This window comes from Thioalkalivibrio sp., from assembly GCF_007692535.1.
Taxonomy (GTDB): Bacteria; Pseudomonadota; Gammaproteobacteria; order Ectothiorhodospirales; family Ectothiorhodospiraceae; genus Thioalkalivibrio.
Map to the genome: position 1 here is coordinate 1 of NZ_REBW01000133.1, position 18,001 is coordinate 18,001.

Sequence of the window (18,001 nt, forward strand, 5' to 3'; positions counted from 1 at the left end):
TTCGCCTCGCGGACATCGTCAAGGCCTGGCAGCCGAACGCGATGTCGGTTCCGGCGAAGCTCGGCTTCTACGTCAGCGACTTCTTCGACTTCATCTTTGGCTACCCGCGCGAGGCGAATACCGAGGGCGGGATCTTCCCGGCGATCTTCGGCACCGTGGTGATGGTGCTGGTGATGTCGATCATCGTGACTCCATTCGGGGTGCTGGCCGCGATTTACCTGCGCGAATATGCGCGGCAGGGGGCATTGCTGAAGACCATCCGGATCTCGGTGTACAACCTCGCCGGTGTGCCGTCGATCGTGTTCGGGGTTTTCGGTCTCGGCTTCTTCGTGTATTTCGTCGGTGGTCAGATCGACCAGGCGTTCTATCCCGAGGCCCTGCCAGCACCGACCTTTGGCACCCCGGGCCTGTTCTGGGCCTCGTTGACGCTGGCGCTGCTGACGCTTCCGGTGGTGATCGTGTCGACCGAGGAGGGTCTGGCGCGCATCCCCTCGACCATCCGCGAGGGCTCGCTGGCCCTCGGCGCGACGAAGGGCGAGACTTTGTGGAAGGTCGTGGTTCCGCTGGCGACGCCGGCGATGATGACCGGCCTGATCCTCGCCATCGCCCGGGCGGCGGGCGAGGTGGCGCCGCTGATGCTGGTCGGCGTGGTGAAACTCGCGCCGACGCTGCCGATCGACGGCAACTTCCCGTTCATCCATCTGGAACGCAAGATCATGCACATGGGCTTTCACATCTACGATGTCGGTTTCCAGAGCCCGCACGCCGAGGCAGCCGAGCAGCTCGTGTATGCGACCGCGCTGATCCTGGTGCTGCTGATCGTGATGCTGAACCTGACCGCGATCACCATTCGTAACCATCTGCGCGAGAAATATCGGTCAGAGAGCGATTAATCTTTGGCCTTTCCCTGAATACCAAGGTAACCACGTTATGGCATCGGAGACTCCAATGAGCCAGAGGAACCCTGCAGCGTCCAGCATGAGTGCCGGTCTGTTCGAGGGCAGCACCCGCACGATCCGCTCGCTGGCGGACGAGGACATCGCGATCTCGGTCGAGGGCCTGAACCTCTACTACGGCGATACGCAGGCGCTGAAGAACATCACCATGCAGATTCCGAAGCAGCGCGTGACGGCCTTCATCGGTCCCTCGGGCTGTGGCAAGTCGACGCTGCTACGCTGCTTCAACCGCATGAACGACCTGGTCGACTCCTGTCGGATCGAGGGCGCAATCAATCTGCATGGCGCGAACATCTACGATCGCAAGACCGACGTCGCCGAGTTGCGTCGCCAGGTCGGGATGGTGTTCCAGAAGCCGAATCCGTTCCCGAAAACGATCTACGAGAATGTTGCCTACGGACTACGCCTGCAGGGCGTGAACAACAAGCGGGTGCTCGACGAGGTGGTGGAGCGATCGATCAAGGCAGTCGGTCTCTGGGAAGAGGTCAAGGATCGCCTGCAGAGCAATGCGTTTGGCCTGTCGGGAGGACAGCAGCAGCGTCTGGTGATCGCCCGCGCGATTGCGATCGAGCCCGAGGTGATCCTGCTCGACGAACCGACTTCGGCGCTCGACCCGATCTCGACCGCGAAGATCGAGGAACTGATCGAGGAACTCAAGGAGAAGTACACCATCCTGATCGTCACCCACAACATGCAGCAGGCGGCCCGCGTGTCGGACTACACCGCCTACATGTACCTGGGCGAAATGGTCGAGTACGCGGACACGATGCACCTGTTCACCAACCCGGCCCAGAAGGCCACCGAGGATTACATCACCGGCCGCTACGGCTGAACGGTCCGAACGGCTGACACAACTAACACTGAAGACGATTGGCGACATCAACGAGAGGTCGGGATGGAAAGCAAACGGATCGGCGGACACTATTCGCATCGGTATGACTCCGAGCTCGAGGAGGTCGTGAACCGTGTCCTCGCAATGGGGGGGCTGGTAGAGGCGCAGCTCACGAATGCGCTGCGGGCCTTTATCGAGGGTGATACCCAAGTCGCTCAGGAAGTCACCGAGAACGACGCCAGGGTCAACAGCTTTGAAGTGAGCATCGACGAGCGTTGCGTCGAGATTCTTGCCCGGCGCCAGCCGGCCGCGATGGATCTCCGCCTGATCGTCGCCGTGATCAAGACCATTACCGACCTCGAACGCATCGGTGATCTGGCCGGCGCCATCGCGCGCATGGCGCTGCGCCAGGCAGAGGGGGACCGTCCGCGCAAACAGTTGTTCCGGGACATCGAGACCATGGGCAATCGGGTGATCACGATGCTGCACGATGCACTCGATGCCTTTGCACGGATGGACCCAGCCGCAGCGGTCAACGTGGTCCGACAGGATTTCGCGATTGACAGTGACCACGAGGCCATCCTGCGCCAGAACGTGACCTTCATGATGGAGGACTCGCGCAATATCGGGCGCATGCTCGATATCACCTATGCGGCCCGGGCCCTGGAGCGCGTTGGTGATCACGCCCGCAACATGTGCGAGTACACCATCTACCTGGTCAAGGGTCGTGATGTCCGTCACATCGATCTGAAGGAAATGGAAGCGATCGCAACGGGTACGGTACCTGGAGAGAAGTGACGAATTGTTCGCGTTGCTGGCGTGGATCGCCGGCACGCTACGTGGACAGGTCCTGGCCAACTCTCATGGCCTCAGGCACGTCACCCCGAATGATCAAAGCGCAAGCGCCTGTGGAGTGCGGCGGCTTGCCGCCGCTGTGGGGCGTAGGGTTTTCCCCGGCGCCGAATAGCGGGAGCAGACTCCCGCACCCCATAAGCGCGAGCGCAGGCCGCAGCCAGTCATAAAAACGTCATCAGGATGTCACCGGGGCCGGGCAGACTCCGCACTTGGGAATCTGTTCGAAGTGCAGGCGATGGACATCCGAAAACTCTGGCTGACACTGGTGCAATGGGCAGATCCGCAGGTGGATCACGAGCGCATTCGGGTGATCGGCAGGGTGCTGATTCATCTTCGGAACAAAGAGAAGTCGCTCCTGGATCTCAAGGACGCTGTAACGGATGACGAGCAGCGCGCAGATCTCGCCAACAAGCTGAGCGTGCTGCGCGCGCAGAGAACGAAGGGCCTTCGTGCGCTGCGCGAATTACGGGCAGAGAGGCGGGCCGGTGCGCGAGCGTCCGGCAAGGAAGCGACCGGGCCGCAAGAGGCCTCTGCGGACTCAGAAAAAAGCGGTGATTCGGCGAGTACGGCCCCTGGTCGGTGACGACGGTCCGAGCATCCGGGATCGCCGAAAAGGCCAGGGAATCAGAAGACGAAGTCGATGCTTGCGAGAAGCGTCCCCGTGGAGTCAAGCAGTTCGACCCGCCAAGGGCCTTCCATTCCCCGATCGATCCGCTTCGTGGAGTGGCTGCGCCAGCGGTCGGCGCCGACGGGCACGCGTACAACGGCGACCTCAACGCCTTCCTGGAGCCACCGGTAGTGGAGAATCTCACCGGTCAGTCCGATGACCTCGCTGAACGCGGAGACCGAGGTGTCCCCTGCGGCGTTGTACGTGATGTCATCGAGGTGGCCCCTCGGCTCCCGGTTGACGACGGACTGCGCCAGTGAGAAACGCCTCACGGCGGCCGAGGAGATGGAAATGTCCTGCGACCGCGCCGGTCCCACGCTGGTGTCTTCCTCGGCGGTGGCCTGTCCGATCTCGGGGTCCGGTTCCGGCTCAGCTTTCACCGCAGGGGAGGGATCCGCAGCTGGTTCGGCCGCTGATTCCGCGGGAGGTGATGGTTCCTGGTCCGCTCCTGTGGACGGCAAATCGTCCGTGGCGCGTCGCTCCGCTTCGCCGGAGGCATCGGCAGGCTCCCGCTCGAAGTCTGTGGCCAACGAGGGCTCGTACTGGGGATCCATGGCCGAGGGGCCTTGGGGTTCGGGATCTGCGCCAATAGCGGCTTCCCGCTCAAGGGCTGCTACCAGCGGGAGTTCCTGTTCGGGGGCTGAGTCCATGGGGGGCTCCAGTGGAACAGGCACCGCATCCTTTGCTTCAGGAACCGCCGGCCTCGCAGGCGGCTGCGCAGTGGTCTGCCCTGGGGGCCGCGGAGAGGGCACCAGGGCCTCGGCAGGGTACTTCTCCAGCGTGGTCTCCGGCGCTGTTTCTGCCTGTGGCGGGAGGGTTTCGGTGAGCGGCGATGGCGTCAGCCAGGCATGAACGCCGTAGCCGAGGAGTCCGATCGCCAGGATGAGTACGACGAGCACCCCGATGATGCGGTTCCAGTGATAGATGTACTCCGGTTCGCGCTTGGCGATGTTGAGCGGGCCCCGTCTTCTCCGCCGCGTTCTTTCGACCATGGATTCCTCGCAGGCGCATGATGCATAAACCGCTTCCTGATGATCACGAATCCTCCGCAGGCCAGGAACATCGCATTGATCGCAGCGAAACCGCCAAAATCTTCGCCTCAAGGCAGGCTCCCGCAAGGGTCAAGAACCCGTGGGAGCGCGCCCTGCGCGCGAAGGGATCCCTTGCGGAGCTTCCGTAATGATCAGGAACCGCTGTACTGAAGCGCGCGCTTCGTGTCCGCACCATGGTACGCCGGGTACACCACCAATCACAGCCGTGCGCAGCCGGGGGGCCGCACGAGGCCACGAGCCCGATGCTCGAATGCGCGGCGCTTCAGAACGGGTCTGTCGCGGTTCGCGGTCCCCGTGCCTTCAGGCCGGGTTCAGTCTCCCGACCAAAGCATGCGTCCCGATTCCGAGAAGTCGTAGCCCTGCAGTTTGTCGGCCTCGCGGCGCGATTCTCCGGACTGGATCTGCAGCAGCAGTTCCCGGAACAGGGTGCGGAAGTAGATCGAGCGGTTCAGCACGAAATCGAAGGCCTCCCAGCCCGTGGGGAAGAAGGCGAGACCGAACTCGCGTGCCGCCGCCCGCGTGCCCGGGGTGATGTCGGCTTCGCCCATCGCGATCAGGGCGGCCGACTCGCGCTCGGAATGCGCAACCGCCACGGTGTTCAGCTTGCTCGGGTCGTCGGCACCGTGTCCCAGCGTCTCGCGGAGGAATCGCTGGGTCCCGGAGCCCTGCTGCCGCATCACCCAGCGCAGGCCAGCGTCCACCAGTTCCTGCAGGGACTCGTGTGCGGTGGCGACCGCCGGGTTCAGGATCAATCCCTGTTCGCGGTGGAAGGCGCGCACGATGATCCAGTGCCGGTGCTGCGGAAACGACCGGATCAGTGCCGGGTGGCGCAACTGGCTTTCCTGGACAGGGCCCCAATGCACGCAGCAGGCGTCGACGCGATGTCCCTGCAGCAGTTCCAGGCCCAGGCGGGTGACGATCGGCGTGAAGCTGACCAGCGCCCGTGAGCGCATGCGGTCGGCGAGCCTCGGTATCACGCGGTGGAGCAGGGGGTCGTCGCTGCCGGCAACGATGAGGCGGTCGGTCAGCAGGCCGCCGTGGCTGGATTCCAGCATCCACTTGTCGACCAGTTCGCGGGGGAACAGCCATTTGCCGGTGATCTTGGTGCCGGGGATCTTGCCCTCGCTGACCAGTGCGTAGACCTTCTTCTCGTGCAGGTTCAGGTATTCGGCCACCTGCTTGACGCTCAGGAAGCGGGGAGACTCCGTCACTGCGTTCATGGCTTATTCCGCCTCGTCTGCGGCCGCGCGCCGCCGTGGCTCAGGTCGAGCCTCGGGTCGTGCCTCCGGAATCGCGTCGAAGACCAGGCTCTGTGCGCCGTGGTAGACCAGAAAATGGCGGCCCTTGGCGCGTGCGATCAGGGTTACGCCGATCTGTCGCGCAAGGTCCATCCCCTGCGATGTCACGCCGGAGCGTGATACCAGGATCGGTATGCCCATCAGGGCCACCTTGATCACCATTTCGCTGGTCAGGCGGCCGGTGGTGTAGAAGATCCGCCCCGTGCCGGTCAGGCCCTGGAGCCACATGTGCCCGGAGATGGCGTCCGCGGCGTTGTGGCGGCCCACGTCCTCGACGAAGATCTCGATCTCATCCCCGTGGCACAGGGCACAGCCGTGCACCGCGCCCGCGCGGCGGTAGACCTCGTTGTACTCGTTGACCCGCTGCAGTGTCCGGTAGATCTCCGACTGGCGCAGCACCACCGGGGGGAGCCGGAGCTGTTCGAGCTTGTCCATCAGGTTCCCGAAGACGGTGCCCTGGCCGCAGCCTGTCGTCACCGTGCGATGCGCGAGCTTCTGTTCCCAGTCATCGACGCCGTTCAATGTCGTGACCGCGGCCGAGTCCGTCTCCCAATCCACCTGGACCGAGCGGATGGACTCCAGCGACTGCAGGAAACCCTGGTTGCGGATGTACCCGAGGACCAGCAACTCCGGAGCGCTGCCCAGGGTCATCAGGGTCACGATCTCGCGCTTGTCGACGTAGAGGGTCAGCGGTCGCTCGCCGGCGACATGCACGTCGCGCGGCAGTCCGTACTCATCGACCACTTCGACCGGGTGCGATGGTGACAGACCTGCAGCCGTCATCACGGGCCGGTAGCGAGGGCCTTCTGCAGGTGAATTCATTACGCGGGGATGTCCTCGGCTGACTGGATCGAGACTGTGCTCATCGTTGGAATCAAGCAAAATTCATTCCCTTGCTAATCACGGTGAAAAAGGCCAGTCTGAAGGACCTCGGTGGGACAGAATGTCGCAATTGGATGTGTCGAAATGTCCTTGTCGCCGCAGAATCCGGCCTTGAACGGAGAACTTTGGCTGGCAATTCAGCCGGACTGGGGCTGGCGTTTGGCGTGGTACGCGTCTTGCGTGCGCCTACGCGGAGCAAAGCAAATCACGTATCGCTACGAGCCGCACATGAACGAATCGAAACCAGACCTGAGCCCCGCGCCGACCTCGTCAAACGCCCCGGATCCCGCGTTGCCCGACAGCTTCCATGTCGGAGTATTGATGGAGCGGCGCGATCGGCCGGATTCGCGCTGGCTGCGGGAGAGCTGGGATCTTCTCGGCGTGGTGCTCGAAGCCGCGTCCGCCTCCACCGAGGGGCGTCGTTGTATCCGGCAATCGGACCATGGCGAGCAGTATCTCTGGTCGGGCTTCCGGGTTCGGCTGCATCGCGACGAACTCGAGAGCTACTACCACAACCTGCTGTCAACGGAGCCGAAGATCTTCGTGATCACCCATACCGGCGCCGACGGCGCGCCGGAGCCGTTCCTGGTATCGCTGAGCTACGACGAGGCCAACGCCTACGAGACGGGGTGTGAAGAAATGGTTTACAGCGCCGTGCTGCCACCGGTCCTGTACTCCTGGGTCGAACAATACGTCCTGGAGAACTATGCTCCTGAACGCCGGATCAAGCGCAAGCGGGATCGTCCCGGCAAGGGGGGCGAGTGCGAGTGAGCGCGTCGAGGCTGAAGATGTGGGTGCAGGGATGACGAAATCCGACTGGAAGGAACCGCGGGAAGAGGATCGGGACCCGGATGGCGACGGCTTCCTGCGCCGCTGGGTCAAGCGCAAGGCCGAGGCGCGCGGGGGCGATCCGGATCCTGTCGAACCTTCGGCAGCAACGGATCCCGCAGCGGCGGGTCAGGCCGAGCTTCCCGGATCCCCCCAGGCCAGCGAGGTGCAGGTGCCTGCCGAGGCGCCGCCGCGCGAGTCCCCGGAACGTGCGGACGCTGATATGCCGTCGCTGGATTCGCTTGATCAGGATTCCGACTACAGCCCCTTTCTGTCCCGTGGCGTGAGTCCCGAACTGCGCCAGACCGCCCTGCGCCAGTTGTTCCGGCAGCCGAAGTTCAATGTCGAGACCTGCCTGGACGACTTTCAGGATGACTTCCTGAATTTCCAGCCCCTCGGTGACATCGTGACCTCCGACATGCGCCACATGGCGGAAGTGGAGGCGCAGCGCGAGGCGACCCGTGTGGCAAGGGCTGCGGAAGATGCGCAGCCATCCGAGCCTGACCGGATCGCGGAAGAACAGGCGGGTGGGGAAGATGATCGGCCCGTGCCCGGCGAACATGCCGCGGCCGATGTGGCGGACGAAGCCGATGCGGGGGGAGAGGCCGGTTCCGAGGCGCCGGGGCACGCGGACAGTGCGAGCCCCTCCGATGACCAGACCAGGATGAAGAGTTGATGGCGATCGATCACGAACGCAACGGGCTCGCACGCAGCAAGGCCTTCGAGGCCGCTATGCAGCTTTCCGTGGAACCCACCTCGCGGGTCACCTACCACTCGCAGGGTCGGGTGCTGATCATCGGTATCGATGAGGGGGGCGTTCTCGATGCGGCCCGCCGCCTTCGCGAGCACCTGAACCCCGCGATGCTCTTGACCACCTCCGGTGATGCGCGCGAGATCGACGGAATACCGGTGCTCCATTCGAACGGGCGCGAGCCCCTGATCGAAGGCTACCTGGGCCGTTTTCGTGTGACCCTGGACGTGGGGGGAAAGTCCGCGAACGTGGCGACCCTGTTGCAGAGCAACTGGGAGTACTTCGACCTGGTCCTCGATCTGGGTCTGGCGCCGCTGATCCTGGCCGAGTGGCCTCCGGTCGGTTATTTCGCCCCGGGGTTCGGGGACCCGGAGGCGCTGGACCGCGCGATCGAAGATGTCAGCGATTTGAAGGGCGAATTCGAGAAGCCCAAGTTCTTCAGCTACGACTCGGAGATCTGTGCCCACGGGCGCAGTGGCATCAAGGGCTGTACGCGCTGCCTGGACGCCTGTCCGGCTATCGCGATCCGGTCTCTGGGCGAGACCATCGAGGTGCAGCCCGAGCTTTGCCAGGGTGGCGGTATCTGCGCGACGGTTTGTCCCACCGGGGCCATCATCTACACCTACCCGCGCCCGGCAGACCTGATCGAGCGCGCGCAGACCCTGCTGCAGACCTACCGCGACAGCGGCGGGGAGGAGCCGATCCTCCTGTTCTACGATGACGAGGCGGGCGCCGAGGCCCTGCAGCGCGTGGAGCCGCTTCCCGGGCAGGTGCTGGCCGTCGAGGTCGACGAGGTTGGCAGTGTTGGGCTCGATGTGCTGCTCAGCTGCCTTGCGGGCGGTGCCCGCGAGGTGATTCTGCTGGACACGCCGGCACTGCCGGGAAAGGTACGGCGCAACCTGCTGGAGCAGTTGGGCTATGCGCATTCCGTGCTGCAGGCCCTCGGCTACCCGCGTGAATCACTGCGTCTGGCGCAGGCCGAAGCCTGCCGGGACCTGCCCGGCGATCCGATGCCGGCGCTGCGTCCGGAACGCATCGAGGGTTCCAACCGCAAGCGCGCTACGCTGTTCCAGGCGCTGGATCACCTGAATCGGGACGCGCCGGCGCCGCAGGTGGAGATCCCGCTGCCAGCCGGCGCTCCGTTCGGTGAGGTTCGCGTCGACCGCGATGCCTGCACGCTGTGCATGGCCTGTGCCTCCGTGTGCCCCGCGCAGGCCCTGTCCGCGCCGGGGGACCTGCCGCGGCTGGACTTCATCGAGGGTAACTGCGTGCAGTGCGGTCTGTGTGAACTCACCTGCCCCGAACGCGCGATCACCCTGCGGGCGCGCCTGATCACGGAGCCGCAGCGGCGTGACGCGCAGCGCGCCCTGAACGAAGAGGAGCCCTTCGAGTGCATCGTCTGCGGCAAGCCCTTTGCCACGCGGAGCATGATCGACAACATGACCAAACGCCTGGAGGGCCACTGGATGTTCCAGGACGAGTCGTCCAGGCGTCGCCTGATGATGTGCGAGGACTGCCGAGTGATCGACATGTTCAGGGACGGAAGTGATCGGAAGGTTTGACCCGCGGCCCTCAGGATGCGCGGACACAATGTCGCTTTGCGCGCAGATGCGCCGCCATGTCGGGTGATCGGTATGCTTTTTCCTTTCTATTTGTCGGAATTTTCCTTCGGGGTATGGCCCACTGATTGCATGGGCATCCGGAGACAGGAGAGATGATGCAGGAGCGGTGGTTACCCGAGGAAGATCAGGCCCGAGTCGGAATGTACACGCTGCTGGCCAGGCTGCTCGCGGCGCCGGCGGATCAGGTTCAGCTGGAAGAACTGGCGAACCTGGATCTGGGGAGCAACCCGACTGGAGAGGTTGCGGTGGCCCTGTCCATGCTGAAGCTCGCCGCACAGCAGGCACGTGTTTCGGAAGTCGACGACGAGTTCCACACGTTGTTCATCGGGATCGGACGGGGAGAACTCGTACCCTTCGGCTCCTGGTACCAGACGGGCTATTTGATGGAGAGGCCATTGAGTGAGTTGCGCCAGGACCTGGTCAGATTCGGCTTCGAACGCGAGCCGGGCAACCCTGACCCCGAGGATCACGTGGCATTCCTCTGCGAGGTCATGGCGCTGATGGTGAATTCCAGGGAGATCCCCGAGACGGCACAGCAACAGTTTTTCAAGGCCCACATGGCAAGCTGGATGCCGGCGTTTTTTCGCGATCTGGAGGGCTGCGATGCGGCCTGTTTCTACAAGGCGGTGGGGCGTCTGGGAACCGTGTTCCTGGCGCTGGAAAGGTCCTATCAGGACACGAATGAGCGGTGACCATGAACGCCTGGGCGGAGCTTCGGGTGGTGGGTGCTGCAGGGCATGTTGGTTTGGGTTCCATACCAGTTGAGGAGTAGCGAGACATGAATGACAAGTCACAGCATCACACGGTGCAGGCGCCATCGAGCCAGCGCCGGCGTTTCCTGAAAAAGGTCGGGTTGGCGGGGACCAGTGCAGCCGCGGCCGCGGCGCTTCCGGGTATCGTTGCGGCGGCGCCCGAAGCCGATGAGGCCGTCTCCGAGCCGGGCAGGACCGGCTACCAGGAGACAGCCCACGTCCGCGACTACTACCGGACTGCCTCGGACTAGGCCCGCGGCCCGCGTCGAAAACCAGGAATCTGCATCGATCCCCGTGAGGGTCAGGAGCAACGAAACATGAAACTGATAAAAAAATCCCACACCGAGCAAACCGCCGAGGCGCCGAGCGCGGGTCGCGGTGCCGACGGCAAGGGCGTTTCCCTGAACCGCCGCGCCTTTCTGCGTAACGCCGGCCTGACGGTTGGCGGCGTGACCCTGGCAAGCCAGATGGTGCCGGGGCTGGTCAGAAAGTCCGAGGCTGCAACGACCGTCGCGGTCGGTGACGATGTGGAGACCAAGCGCACGATCTGCGGACACTGCTCCGTGGGCTGCGGCATCTACGCCAAGGTGCGCGACGGCGTCTGGGTCGGGCAGGAGCCTGCCTTCGACCACCCGTTCAACCTCGGCGCCCATTGCGCCAAGGGCGCGGCGGTGCGTGACCACGGTCATGGCGAGCGGCGCCTCAAGTACCCAATGAAGATGGTCGACGGCAAGTGGAAGCGCATCTCCTGGGATCAGGCGATCGACGAGATCGGCGACAAGATGATGGAGATTCGCGAGGCCTCCGGCCCGGATTCCGTCTACTGGCTCGGCTCGGCCAAGTTCAACAATGAACAGGCCTACCTGTTCCGCAAGATGGCGGCCCTGTGGGGCTCCAACAACGTCGATCACCAGGCGCGCATCTGTCACTCGACGACGGTTGCCGGCGTAGCCAATACCTGGGGCTACGGTGCGATGACCAACTCCTACAACGACATGCTCAACAGCAAGGCCATCCTGATCATCGGCGGGAATCCTGCCGAGGCGCATCCGGTGTCCATGATGTTCACGCTGCGCGCCAAGGAGCAGGGCGCCAAGCTGCTCGTGATCGACCCGCGCTTCACCCGCACCGCCGCGCACGCGGACCAGTTCGTGCGCCTGCGCCCCGGCTCCGACATCGCCGTCGTCTACGGGATGATGTGGCACATCTTCGAGAATGGCTGGGAAGACAAGGAGTTCCTGGAACAGCGTGTCTGGGGCATGGACCAGGTCCTCGAGGAGGTTGCGCGCTGGACACCCGACGAGGTGGAACGCGTCTCGGGCGTGGATCGCGAGACCTGCTACAACGCGGCCAAGCTGATGGCCGACAACCGTCCCGGGACCTTCGTCTGGTGCATGGGCGGGACCCAGCACACTGTCGGCAACAACTTCACCCGGGCCTACTGCCACTTCCAGTTGGCACTGGGCAACATGGGCAAGGCCGGCGGTGGCACCAACATCTTCCGCGGCCATGACAACGTGCAGGGCGCTACCGACTTCGGCGTGCTGTCCGACAACCTGCCGGGTTACTACGGGCTGTCCGAGGGTGCCTGGCGGCACTGGGCAGCGGTGTGGGATCTCGACTACGACGAGATGGCCGCGCGCTTCGGGCAGGAGACCTACGAGGAACGCGGTGGCTCCGGTTCCAAGCCGATGAACACCTCCGGCATCCCGGTCTCGCGCTGGATCGACGGGGTGCTCGAGGATCGGGAACAGATCGTCCAGCCGGACAACCTCAGGGCGATGGTCTTCTGGGGTCACGCGCCGAACTCGCAGGTGCGCGGGCCCGAAATGAAGAAGGCCTTCGAGAAGCTCGACCTCCTGGTGGTCGTCGATCCCTTCCCGACCGTTTCGGCGGTCATGCATGATCGCAAGGACAACACCTACCTGCTGCCCGCGACCACGCAGTTCGAGACGTACGGCTCGGTCACGGCCTCGAACCGGTCCATCCAGTGGCGGGACAAGGTTATCGAGCCGCTGTTCGATTCCCGTCCGGATCACGTGATCATCTACAAGTTCGCGAAGAAGTTCGGCATCGCCGACGACCTGACCAAGAACATCCAGGTGAACGGTGAGGAGCCGCTGATCGAGGATATCGTCCGCGAGTACAACAAGGGCATGTGGACGATCGGCTACAGTGGTCAGAGCCCGGAACGTCTGAAGGATCACCAGAAGAACTGGCACACCTTCAACACCACGACCTTGCTTGCGGAGGGTGGTCCTGCCCACGACGAGTTCTACGGTCTGCCATGGCCCTGCTGGGGTACCCCGGAGTTCAAGCATCCCGGCACCGCGAATCTCTACGACACCAGTCTGCCGGTGGCCAAGGGCGGTCTGAACTTCCGCGAGAACTTCGGTACCGAGCGGGATGGCGACAACCTGCTGGCCGAGGGCTCCTATCCGGTGGGTGCCGAGATTCAGGACGGTCACCCGCGTTTCAGCGCCGACCTGCTGAAGCAGCTCGGCTGGTGGGACGACCTGACCGACGAGGAGAAGGTTCTGGCCGAAGGCAAGCCCTGGCATCTCGACCGCTCCGGCGGAATCATCCGTGTGGCGATCGAGCACGGCTGTGCGCCCTTCGGGAACGCCAAGGCCCGTTGCGTGGCGTGGAACTTCCCCGACCCGGTGCCGATCCACCGCGAGCCGCTCTACACCACCCGCTACGACCTGGTCGAGAAGTATCCGACCTATGAGGACCGGCGTGGCTTCTTCCGGCTGCCGACGCGCTACGCCTCGGTTCAGGCGAAGGACTACAGCAACGACTATCCGCTCATCCACACCAGCGGACGCCTGGTGGAATACGAGGGTGGCGGTGACGAGACGCGCTCCAACCCATGGCTGGCGGAATTGCAGCAGGAGATGTTTGCGGAGATCCACCCGGTGGACGCGAACAACGCCGGAATCCGCGATGGCCAGGACATCTGGCTGGAGGGGCCCGAGGGCGGTCGCATCAGGATCAAGGCGATGGTCACCCGGCGCGTCGAACCAGGCGTGGTGTTCACACCGTTCCATTTTGGCGGCCACTTCCAGGGCAAGGATCTGCGCGCCAATTATCCGGAGGGCAGTGATCCCTTTGTGCTCGGCGAGGCCTGCAACACGGCATTCACCTACGGCTACGACTCGGTGACCGCGATGCAGGAAACGAAGTGTTCGTTGTGCCGGATCCAGCCCGCTTGATGCATCGGCAGTGGACAGGCAACCAGATCTGAGGAGAGCCCATTATGGCCAAGATGAAGTTTCTTTGTGACGCCGAACGCTGCATCGAGTGCAACGGGTGTGTGACCGCTTGCAAGAACGCGAACGAGGTGCCCTGGGGCGTGAACCGCCGCCGCGTCGTTACGCTGAATGACGGCGTACCCGGCGAGAAGTCCATTTCCGTGGCGTGCATGCACTGCACCGACGCTCCGTGCGCGGCGGTGTGCCCGGTGGACTGCTTCTACACCACTGCCGACGGCGTGGTCCTGCACGACAAGGACCTCTGCATCGGCTGCGGCTACTGCTTCTACGCCTGCCCCTTCGGCGCGCCGCAGTATCCGTCGCCGCAGCAGCGGGTCTTCGCGGTGCGCGGCAAGATGGACAAGTGCACCTTCTGTGCGGGGGGGCCTGAGGAAGTCGGCTCCAAGGCGGAGTTCGACAAGTACGGGGCGAACCGTCTCGCCGAGGGCAAGCTTCCCGCCTGTGCGGAGATGTGCGCGACCAAGGCCCTGCTGGCGGGCGACGGCGACATGCTCGCGGACATCTACCGCAAGCGGGTGATGCGTCGTGCCGGACGCCCGGAAACCTGGGGCTGGGACAAGGCCTACGGCGCGGGCGTCTGAGGTCTCAGGGCGGCGGTTGTCCGGAAGGTCGGGCAGCTTGCCGCCGGTCCCTTCGTCCGTCAGTCGACCGACCTCGCATGGTTCTCGAATGGTTAAGGAGAATGACAGTGAAAACCCGATTTCTTTTCGCAGCAATCCCTCTCGTGGCGTTGCTGTTCTTGCTGACCGGCTGCTATGAAAGTCGCGACGTGACGATGCATGACGCCGGGGTTTACAAGGGCAAGACCGATCCTCTCGTGGAAATGTCCGCAGACCCGGCCTATCAGGAACGTCTCCAAGAGCGGTTCCTGATGGTGCAAACCGACCGCTGAAACCTGGAGGGTTCCAAGATGAAATCTTCACTCAACCCGGTCCAGGACCGTTCCAGCCGCAGCAGGCTCGGCAAGCTGGTCCTCCTCGGGTTTCTCGGCGCGGTCTTCCTGATCGTGGCGCTTCCGCTTACCGGCTACCTGCTCGTCGGTGAAACCGCGGCCCAGGCCCAGCAGGGCGCGACGAATCCCCTGTCGGAGTACTGGCGAGGTGCGCGCGAAGGTACCCAGGGATACACGGCGGTCACGGCTCCCCAAGCCAACGTCCTGATCACTGACAGCGGCCAGAACTGGCGTCAGATCCGCAATGGACCCTTGGCCACCTACGGTGCCTGGTTGATGTTTCTGGTGCTCGCGATCCTGGCGGTGCTGTTTCTGGTACGGGGCAGGATCGACATCGATGGCGGCCGCAAGGGTATGACGGTCGAGCGCTGGAAGCTGTCCGACCGGACGTTGCACTGGTTTACGGCCGTCCTGTTCATCCTTCTCGGGATCACGGGTCTCAGCCTGCTTTATGGACGTGCCGTCCTGATGCCGGTGATGGGTCCGGAGGCCTTTGCCGCTTACGCTCAGGGCGCGATCTATGTCCACAACTACCTCGGTCTGTTCTTCGGAATCGGTCTCCTGCTGATGATCGTGAAGTGGTTCAGGGTCAATATTCCCAAGGGCCATGACCTCGGCTGGTTCCTTTCCGGCGGTGGCATGCTGAAGGGCAAGCACCCGCACGCGGGCTTCGTCAACGCGGGCGAGAAGCTGCTGTTCTGGACCCTGTTCTTCGTGGGCGGTGCGATCGTGGTTACCGGTGTGATCCTGCTGTTCCCCGTGCTTGGCCAGTCACGCGAGGTGATGCAGATCTCGCTGATCATCCACGCGGTGACCTCGATCCTGGTGATCTCGTTCATCTTCGGTCACATCTACCTCGCTACGGTGGCGATGAAGGGTTCGATGGAAGGCATGGTGGGTGGCCGTGTGGACGTGAACTGGGCACGCCAGCACCATGACCTCTGGATGAAGGAACTGGAGGAAAAGGGCGTGAAGCCGCAGCCCGCCGCGGATGCGGAACCGCCACCCAAACCCGCTGAGGAACCGCGACCGGCGGCATCATGATGACCCACGCACGGCTCCCCGGACCGCGATAAGGCAGGGGGAACGGCTGCCGGCCCGATCCCACGGTCCGGCGGCTGTTTGTGTGTTGGCTCGCGACATTTCGTTTTTTCAGGATTCGTTTCACGCTAACTGTCATGGCCCCGGAGCGCGCAACCCCGAAGGATGAAAGCACAAGCGCCTATGGAGTGCGGCGGCTTGCTGCCGCTGTGGGGAGCTGGGTCATCCCCGGCACCGAATAGCGGGAGCAAGCTCCCGCACTCCATAAGCTCGAGTGCAGGGCGTATCTGCCATCGCGGCGTGGGTCCCGTTGCCGACGTCCCCGCACACGCGGGAGCTGAAACCACAATGAACCATCCGAAATCAAGGAGAGCATTCGATGAACGAGGAGACCCTGAATCTCAGCCTGCGCAGCTTCCTGAAGCGTGTGGGTATCAACTGCCAGCGTGAGATCGAGATGGGCGTTCGGCAGGCCCTGGAGGATGGCAAGCTGCAGGGCGACGAGACGCTTCCTGTCAAGGTGACACTCGAGTTCGGGCCTCTCGACGCGCCGTTCGTGATCGAAGGCGAGATTTCCCTCGAATAAGATGCGCCGCCGTCATTTCTTCCGGTTGTGCGCGGGTGGCGCCGGCGCCGTCGCCGTTCCTGGTCTGTTGCACCCGGCCGGCCCCGTCGTCGAGCGCGCCTACGGGCGGGTCCGACTCGTGAACGAGACCGGTGGATCGCTGCATGTCGACGACCTTCAGATCGGCGAGACCTATCTCTTCCATTACCCGATGGCCGCGACGCAGTGCTTTCTGATCCGTCTGGACCGTCCCGCCGAGGCCGTGACATTGCGGACCCGGGACGGCACTCCGTATGAATGGGCCGGGGGCGTTGGCCCGGAACAAAGTGTCGTCGCCTACTCGGCCATCTGCGCCCACAAGATGGCTCATCCGTCGCCGGTGATCAGCTACATCGATTACCGGCCTGAGCTGAAGGAAGGCGGCGCCGAGTCGGGGATGATCGCCTGCTGCGCGGAAGGCAGCGCCTACGATCCGCGGCGGGGTGGCCGCGTGTTGTCAGGGCCGGCGGAACAGCCCCTGGCTGCGATCATTCTGGAGCACGATGCAGAGGAAGACGCGTTGTTCGCGACGGGCACGCTGGGTGGCGAGATGTTCGACCGCTTCTTCCGCGAGTTTGGCCACCGGCTGATGCTGGAGTACCCGCGCCAGACTCCGGACAGTCATGTGCAGGACGTCGCCCTGGTCCAGACCCTGGAGAGCTTCACCCGCTCGGTTGTCCACTGCGGCGTCTCCCTCGAGACGTAGGCTGCCAAGTAGGCCGACCAGGCGCTCAGCGCCTTATGGAGTGCGGCGGCTTGCCGCCGCTTTGGACGTCGAGCCAACCCCGGCCCCGGATAGCGGGAGCGAGCTCCCGCACTCCATAGGGCCTTGGATACCGTCAGCGTTCCATTGAAGCCTTCAATACCCGCACCACTTCCTGGTGACCCAGCGCCTCGGCGATGTCCAGGGCCGTCTGGCCGGTATTCTCGCTCTGGTCCGGGTTGCAGCCTAGTTCCAGCAGTAGCTTGACGAGCCTGGGGTCGCCCCGCTCGGATGCACGCATCAGTGGTGTCCACCCGTAGAGATCCTGCACCCCGAAGTCGGCACCGTACCGCGAGAGGACGCGCAGATTCCCACGCTGGCCCTTGACGGTAGCCAGCAGTACCGGGGTCCACCCGTGGCGCACCCGGATGTTGGGGTCGGCGCCCGCGCGCAGCAGGCGTTCGACGGTGTCCGGTTGGTCCCGGAGGACTGCATACATCAGCGCCGTGCTGCCCTTCGGGTGCCTGGTATCGACCTGCGCGCCGTGGTGCAACAGGCTCTGCACAGCACGCTCGTGGCCAAGGTCCGCAGCCCACATCAGGGCCGTCTTGCCTGCGTACGGAGCCTTCCCGCTGGTGGCGTCAGGATCGGCTCCGCGCCGCAGCAGGTCCTCGACACGCGCCGCATCACCCGTGCGCACGGCGTGCAGAAGATTTTCAGCCATGGCGGATGCAAGAGACTCGGCCGGGATCAGCGCCACAAGCATCAGTCCGGTCACCAGGGTTCGCCAGCATACGGTTCGTGTCATCTGCGCCTGCCTCTCTCGATCACGCCGCCCCACGGCTGGACCTACTCCAGTTCTGCAGGCCGGGTTAGCGTGAAAGTCACGGCCACGTTCAGTAGGTCGGGTTAGCGTAGCGTAACCCGACGT

19 protein-coding genes are annotated in these 18,001 nt (G+C 64.0%); 15 read left to right on the forward strand and 4 right to left on the reverse strand.

Annotated elements, in window-relative coordinates:
* From pstA to EA346_RS06950, 4 genes are all read left to right on the forward strand, one after another.
* A partial coding sequence (gene pstA / locus EA346_RS06935; RefSeq protein WP_296756980.1) for a phosphate ABC transporter permease PstA occupies nt 1-893 on the forward strand: 893 nt, incomplete at its 5' end.
* 85 nt (nt 894-978) lie between these two features.
* On the forward strand, nt 979-1,788 hold the full coding sequence (gene pstB, locus EA346_RS06940) for a phosphate ABC transporter ATP-binding protein PstB (RefSeq protein WP_296757012.1): 810 nt from the start codon (nt 979-981) through the stop codon (nt 1,786-1,788).
* A gap of 63 nt (nt 1,789-1,851) precedes the next feature.
* Nucleotides 1,852-2,586: a phosphate signaling complex protein PhoU gene (gene phoU, locus EA346_RS06945; RefSeq protein ID WP_296756982.1), complete on the forward strand. Its 735-nt coding sequence runs from the start codon at nt 1,852-1,854 to the stop codon at nt 2,584-2,586.
* A gap of 283 nt (nt 2,587-2,869) precedes the next feature.
* Nucleotides 2,870-3,226, forward strand: a complete 357-nt coding sequence (locus tag EA346_RS06950; protein ID WP_296756984.1) for a hypothetical protein — start codon at nt 2,870-2,872, stop codon at nt 3,224-3,226.
* Nucleotides 3,227-3,267: 41 nt separating this feature from the next.
* Here EA346_RS06950 and EA346_RS06955 read toward each other — a convergent pair whose 3' ends face one another.
* The 3 genes from EA346_RS06955 to EA346_RS06965 all read right to left on the reverse strand — a co-directional run bounded on the left by EA346_RS06955 (nt 3,268) and on the right by EA346_RS06965 (nt 6,482).
* A complete protein-coding gene (locus EA346_RS06955; RefSeq protein ID WP_296756985.1) occupies nt 3,268-4,302 on the reverse strand; it encodes a DUF2914 domain-containing protein in 1,035 nt (344 codons plus the stop codon).
* A 371-nt stretch (nt 4,303-4,673) separates the two neighbouring features.
* Entirely contained in the window at nt 4,674-5,582 is a 909-nt protein-coding gene (locus EA346_RS06960) for a helix-turn-helix transcriptional regulator (RefSeq protein ID WP_296756986.1), read from the reverse strand.
* Between the two features lie 3 nt (nt 5,583-5,585).
* Nucleotides 5,586-6,482 (reverse strand): formate dehydrogenase accessory sulfurtransferase FdhD, encoded by an 897-nt coding sequence (locus EA346_RS06965; protein ID WP_296756988.1) that lies wholly within the window; start codon nt 6,480-6,482, stop codon nt 5,586-5,588.
* Between the two features lie 288 nt (nt 6,483-6,770).
* On the opposite strand from EA346_RS06965, the gene EA346_RS06970 reads away from it, so the two are divergent.
* The 11 genes from EA346_RS06970 to EA346_RS07020 all read left to right on the forward strand — a co-directional run bounded on the left by EA346_RS06970 (nt 6,771) and on the right by EA346_RS07020 (nt 17,073).
* Nucleotides 6,771-7,313: a DUF3305 domain-containing protein gene (locus tag EA346_RS06970; protein ID WP_296756990.1), complete on the forward strand. Its 543-nt coding sequence runs from the start codon at nt 6,771-6,773 to the stop codon at nt 7,311-7,313.
* Between the two features lie 31 nt (nt 7,314-7,344).
* A complete protein-coding gene (locus EA346_RS06975) occupies nt 7,345-8,046 on the forward strand; it encodes a DUF3306 domain-containing protein (protein WP_296756992.1) in 702 nt (233 codons plus the stop codon).
* Nucleotides 8,046-9,683 (forward strand): 4Fe-4S binding protein, encoded by a 1,638-nt coding sequence (locus EA346_RS06980; protein ID WP_296756994.1) that lies wholly within the window; start codon nt 8,046-8,048, stop codon nt 9,681-9,683. Before EA346_RS06975 ends, EA346_RS06980 begins: the two co-directional genes overlap by 1 nt.
* Nucleotides 9,684-9,835: 152 nt before the next feature.
* Nucleotides 9,836-10,435 (forward strand): molecular chaperone, encoded by a 600-nt coding sequence (locus EA346_RS06985; protein ID WP_296756996.1) that lies wholly within the window; start codon nt 9,836-9,838, stop codon nt 10,433-10,435.
* A gap of 86 nt (nt 10,436-10,521) precedes the next feature.
* Nucleotides 10,522-10,746, forward strand: coding sequence for a twin-arginine translocation signal domain-containing protein (locus EA346_RS06990; RefSeq protein WP_296756999.1), 225 nt, complete (start codon nt 10,522-10,524; stop codon nt 10,744-10,746).
* A gap of 66 nt (nt 10,747-10,812) precedes the next feature.
* Nucleotides 10,813-13,710 carry a formate dehydrogenase subunit alpha gene (locus EA346_RS06995; protein ID WP_296757000.1) on the forward strand — a complete coding sequence of 966 codons (2,898 nt, stop codon included), beginning with the start codon at nt 10,813-10,815 and terminating at the stop codon, nt 13,708-13,710.
* Between the two features lie 44 nt (nt 13,711-13,754).
* Nucleotides 13,755-14,351, forward strand: a complete 597-nt coding sequence (gene fdh3B, locus EA346_RS07000; protein ID WP_296757001.1) for a formate dehydrogenase FDH3 subunit beta — start codon at nt 13,755-13,757, stop codon at nt 14,349-14,351.
* A gap of 107 nt (nt 14,352-14,458) precedes the next feature.
* Nucleotides 14,459-14,662: a hypothetical protein gene (locus tag EA346_RS07005; RefSeq protein WP_296757003.1), complete on the forward strand. Its 204-nt coding sequence runs from the start codon at nt 14,459-14,461 to the stop codon at nt 14,660-14,662.
* An 18-nt stretch (nt 14,663-14,680) separates the two neighbouring features.
* Entirely contained in the window at nt 14,681-15,766 is a 1,086-nt protein-coding gene (locus EA346_RS07010; RefSeq protein ID WP_296757005.1) for a formate dehydrogenase subunit gamma, read from the forward strand.
* 376 nt (nt 15,767-16,142) lie between these two features.
* Nucleotides 16,143-16,349, forward strand: coding sequence for a DUF6494 family protein (locus EA346_RS07015; protein ID WP_296757007.1), 207 nt, complete (start codon nt 16,143-16,145; stop codon nt 16,347-16,349).
* A 1-nt stretch (nt 16,350) separates the two neighbouring features.
* Complete coding sequence (locus EA346_RS07020; protein WP_296757009.1) at nt 16,351-17,073, forward strand: Rieske 2Fe-2S domain-containing protein; 723 nt, start codon at nt 16,351-16,353, stop codon at nt 17,071-17,073.
* Between the two features lie 133 nt (nt 17,074-17,206).
* On the opposite strand, the gene EA346_RS07025 is transcribed toward EA346_RS07020, so the two are convergent.
* On the reverse strand, nt 17,207-17,878 hold the full coding sequence (locus EA346_RS07025) for an ankyrin repeat domain-containing protein (protein ID WP_296757010.1): 672 nt from the start codon (nt 17,876-17,878) through the stop codon (nt 17,207-17,209).
* Between the last annotated feature and the right edge of the window lie 123 nt (nt 17,879-18,001).

What these genes read in the sequence shown, in the direction of transcription:
- pstB (WP_296757012.1), top strand. Translation starts at nt 979, where the DNA reads ATGAGTGCCGGTCTGTTCGAGGGCAGCACCCGCACGATCCGCTCGCTG.
- phoU (WP_296756982.1), top strand. Translation starts at nt 1,852, where the DNA reads ATGGAAAGCAAACGGATCGGCGGACACTATTCGCATCGGTATGACTCC.
- EA346_RS06955 (WP_296756985.1), bottom strand. Translation starts at nt 4,302, where the DNA reads ATGGTCGAAAGAACGCGGCGGAGAAGACGGGGCCCGCTCAACATCGCC.
- EA346_RS06960 (WP_296756986.1), bottom strand. Translation starts at nt 5,582, where the DNA reads ATGAACGCAGTGACGGAGTCTCCCCGCTTCCTGAGCGTCAAGCAGGTG.
- EA346_RS06965 (WP_296756988.1), bottom strand. Translation starts at nt 6,482, where the DNA reads ATGAATTCACCTGCAGAAGGCCCTCGCTACCGGCCCGTGATGACGGCT.
- EA346_RS06970 (WP_296756990.1), top strand. Translation starts at nt 6,771, where the DNA reads ATGAACGAATCGAAACCAGACCTGAGCCCCGCGCCGACCTCGTCAAAC.
- EA346_RS06975 (WP_296756992.1), top strand. Translation starts at nt 7,345, where the DNA reads ATGACGAAATCCGACTGGAAGGAACCGCGGGAAGAGGATCGGGACCCG.
- EA346_RS06980 (WP_296756994.1), top strand. Translation starts at nt 8,046, where the DNA reads ATGGCGATCGATCACGAACGCAACGGGCTCGCACGCAGCAAGGCCTTC.
- EA346_RS06985 (WP_296756996.1), top strand. Translation starts at nt 9,836, where the DNA reads ATGATGCAGGAGCGGTGGTTACCCGAGGAAGATCAGGCCCGAGTCGGA.
- EA346_RS06990 (WP_296756999.1), top strand. Translation starts at nt 10,522, where the DNA reads ATGAATGACAAGTCACAGCATCACACGGTGCAGGCGCCATCGAGCCAG.
- EA346_RS06995 (WP_296757000.1), top strand. Translation starts at nt 10,813, where the DNA reads ATGAAACTGATAAAAAAATCCCACACCGAGCAAACCGCCGAGGCGCCG.
- fdh3B (WP_296757001.1), top strand. Translation starts at nt 13,755, where the DNA reads ATGGCCAAGATGAAGTTTCTTTGTGACGCCGAACGCTGCATCGAGTGC.
- EA346_RS07010 (WP_296757005.1), top strand. Translation starts at nt 14,681, where the DNA reads ATGAAATCTTCACTCAACCCGGTCCAGGACCGTTCCAGCCGCAGCAGG.
- EA346_RS07015 (WP_296757007.1), top strand. Translation starts at nt 16,143, where the DNA reads ATGAACGAGGAGACCCTGAATCTCAGCCTGCGCAGCTTCCTGAAGCGT.
- EA346_RS07020 (WP_296757009.1), top strand. Translation starts at nt 16,351, where the DNA reads ATGCGCCGCCGTCATTTCTTCCGGTTGTGCGCGGGTGGCGCCGGCGCC.
- EA346_RS07025 (WP_296757010.1), bottom strand. Translation starts at nt 17,878, where the DNA reads ATGACACGAACCGTATGCTGGCGAACCCTGGTGACCGGACTGATGCTT.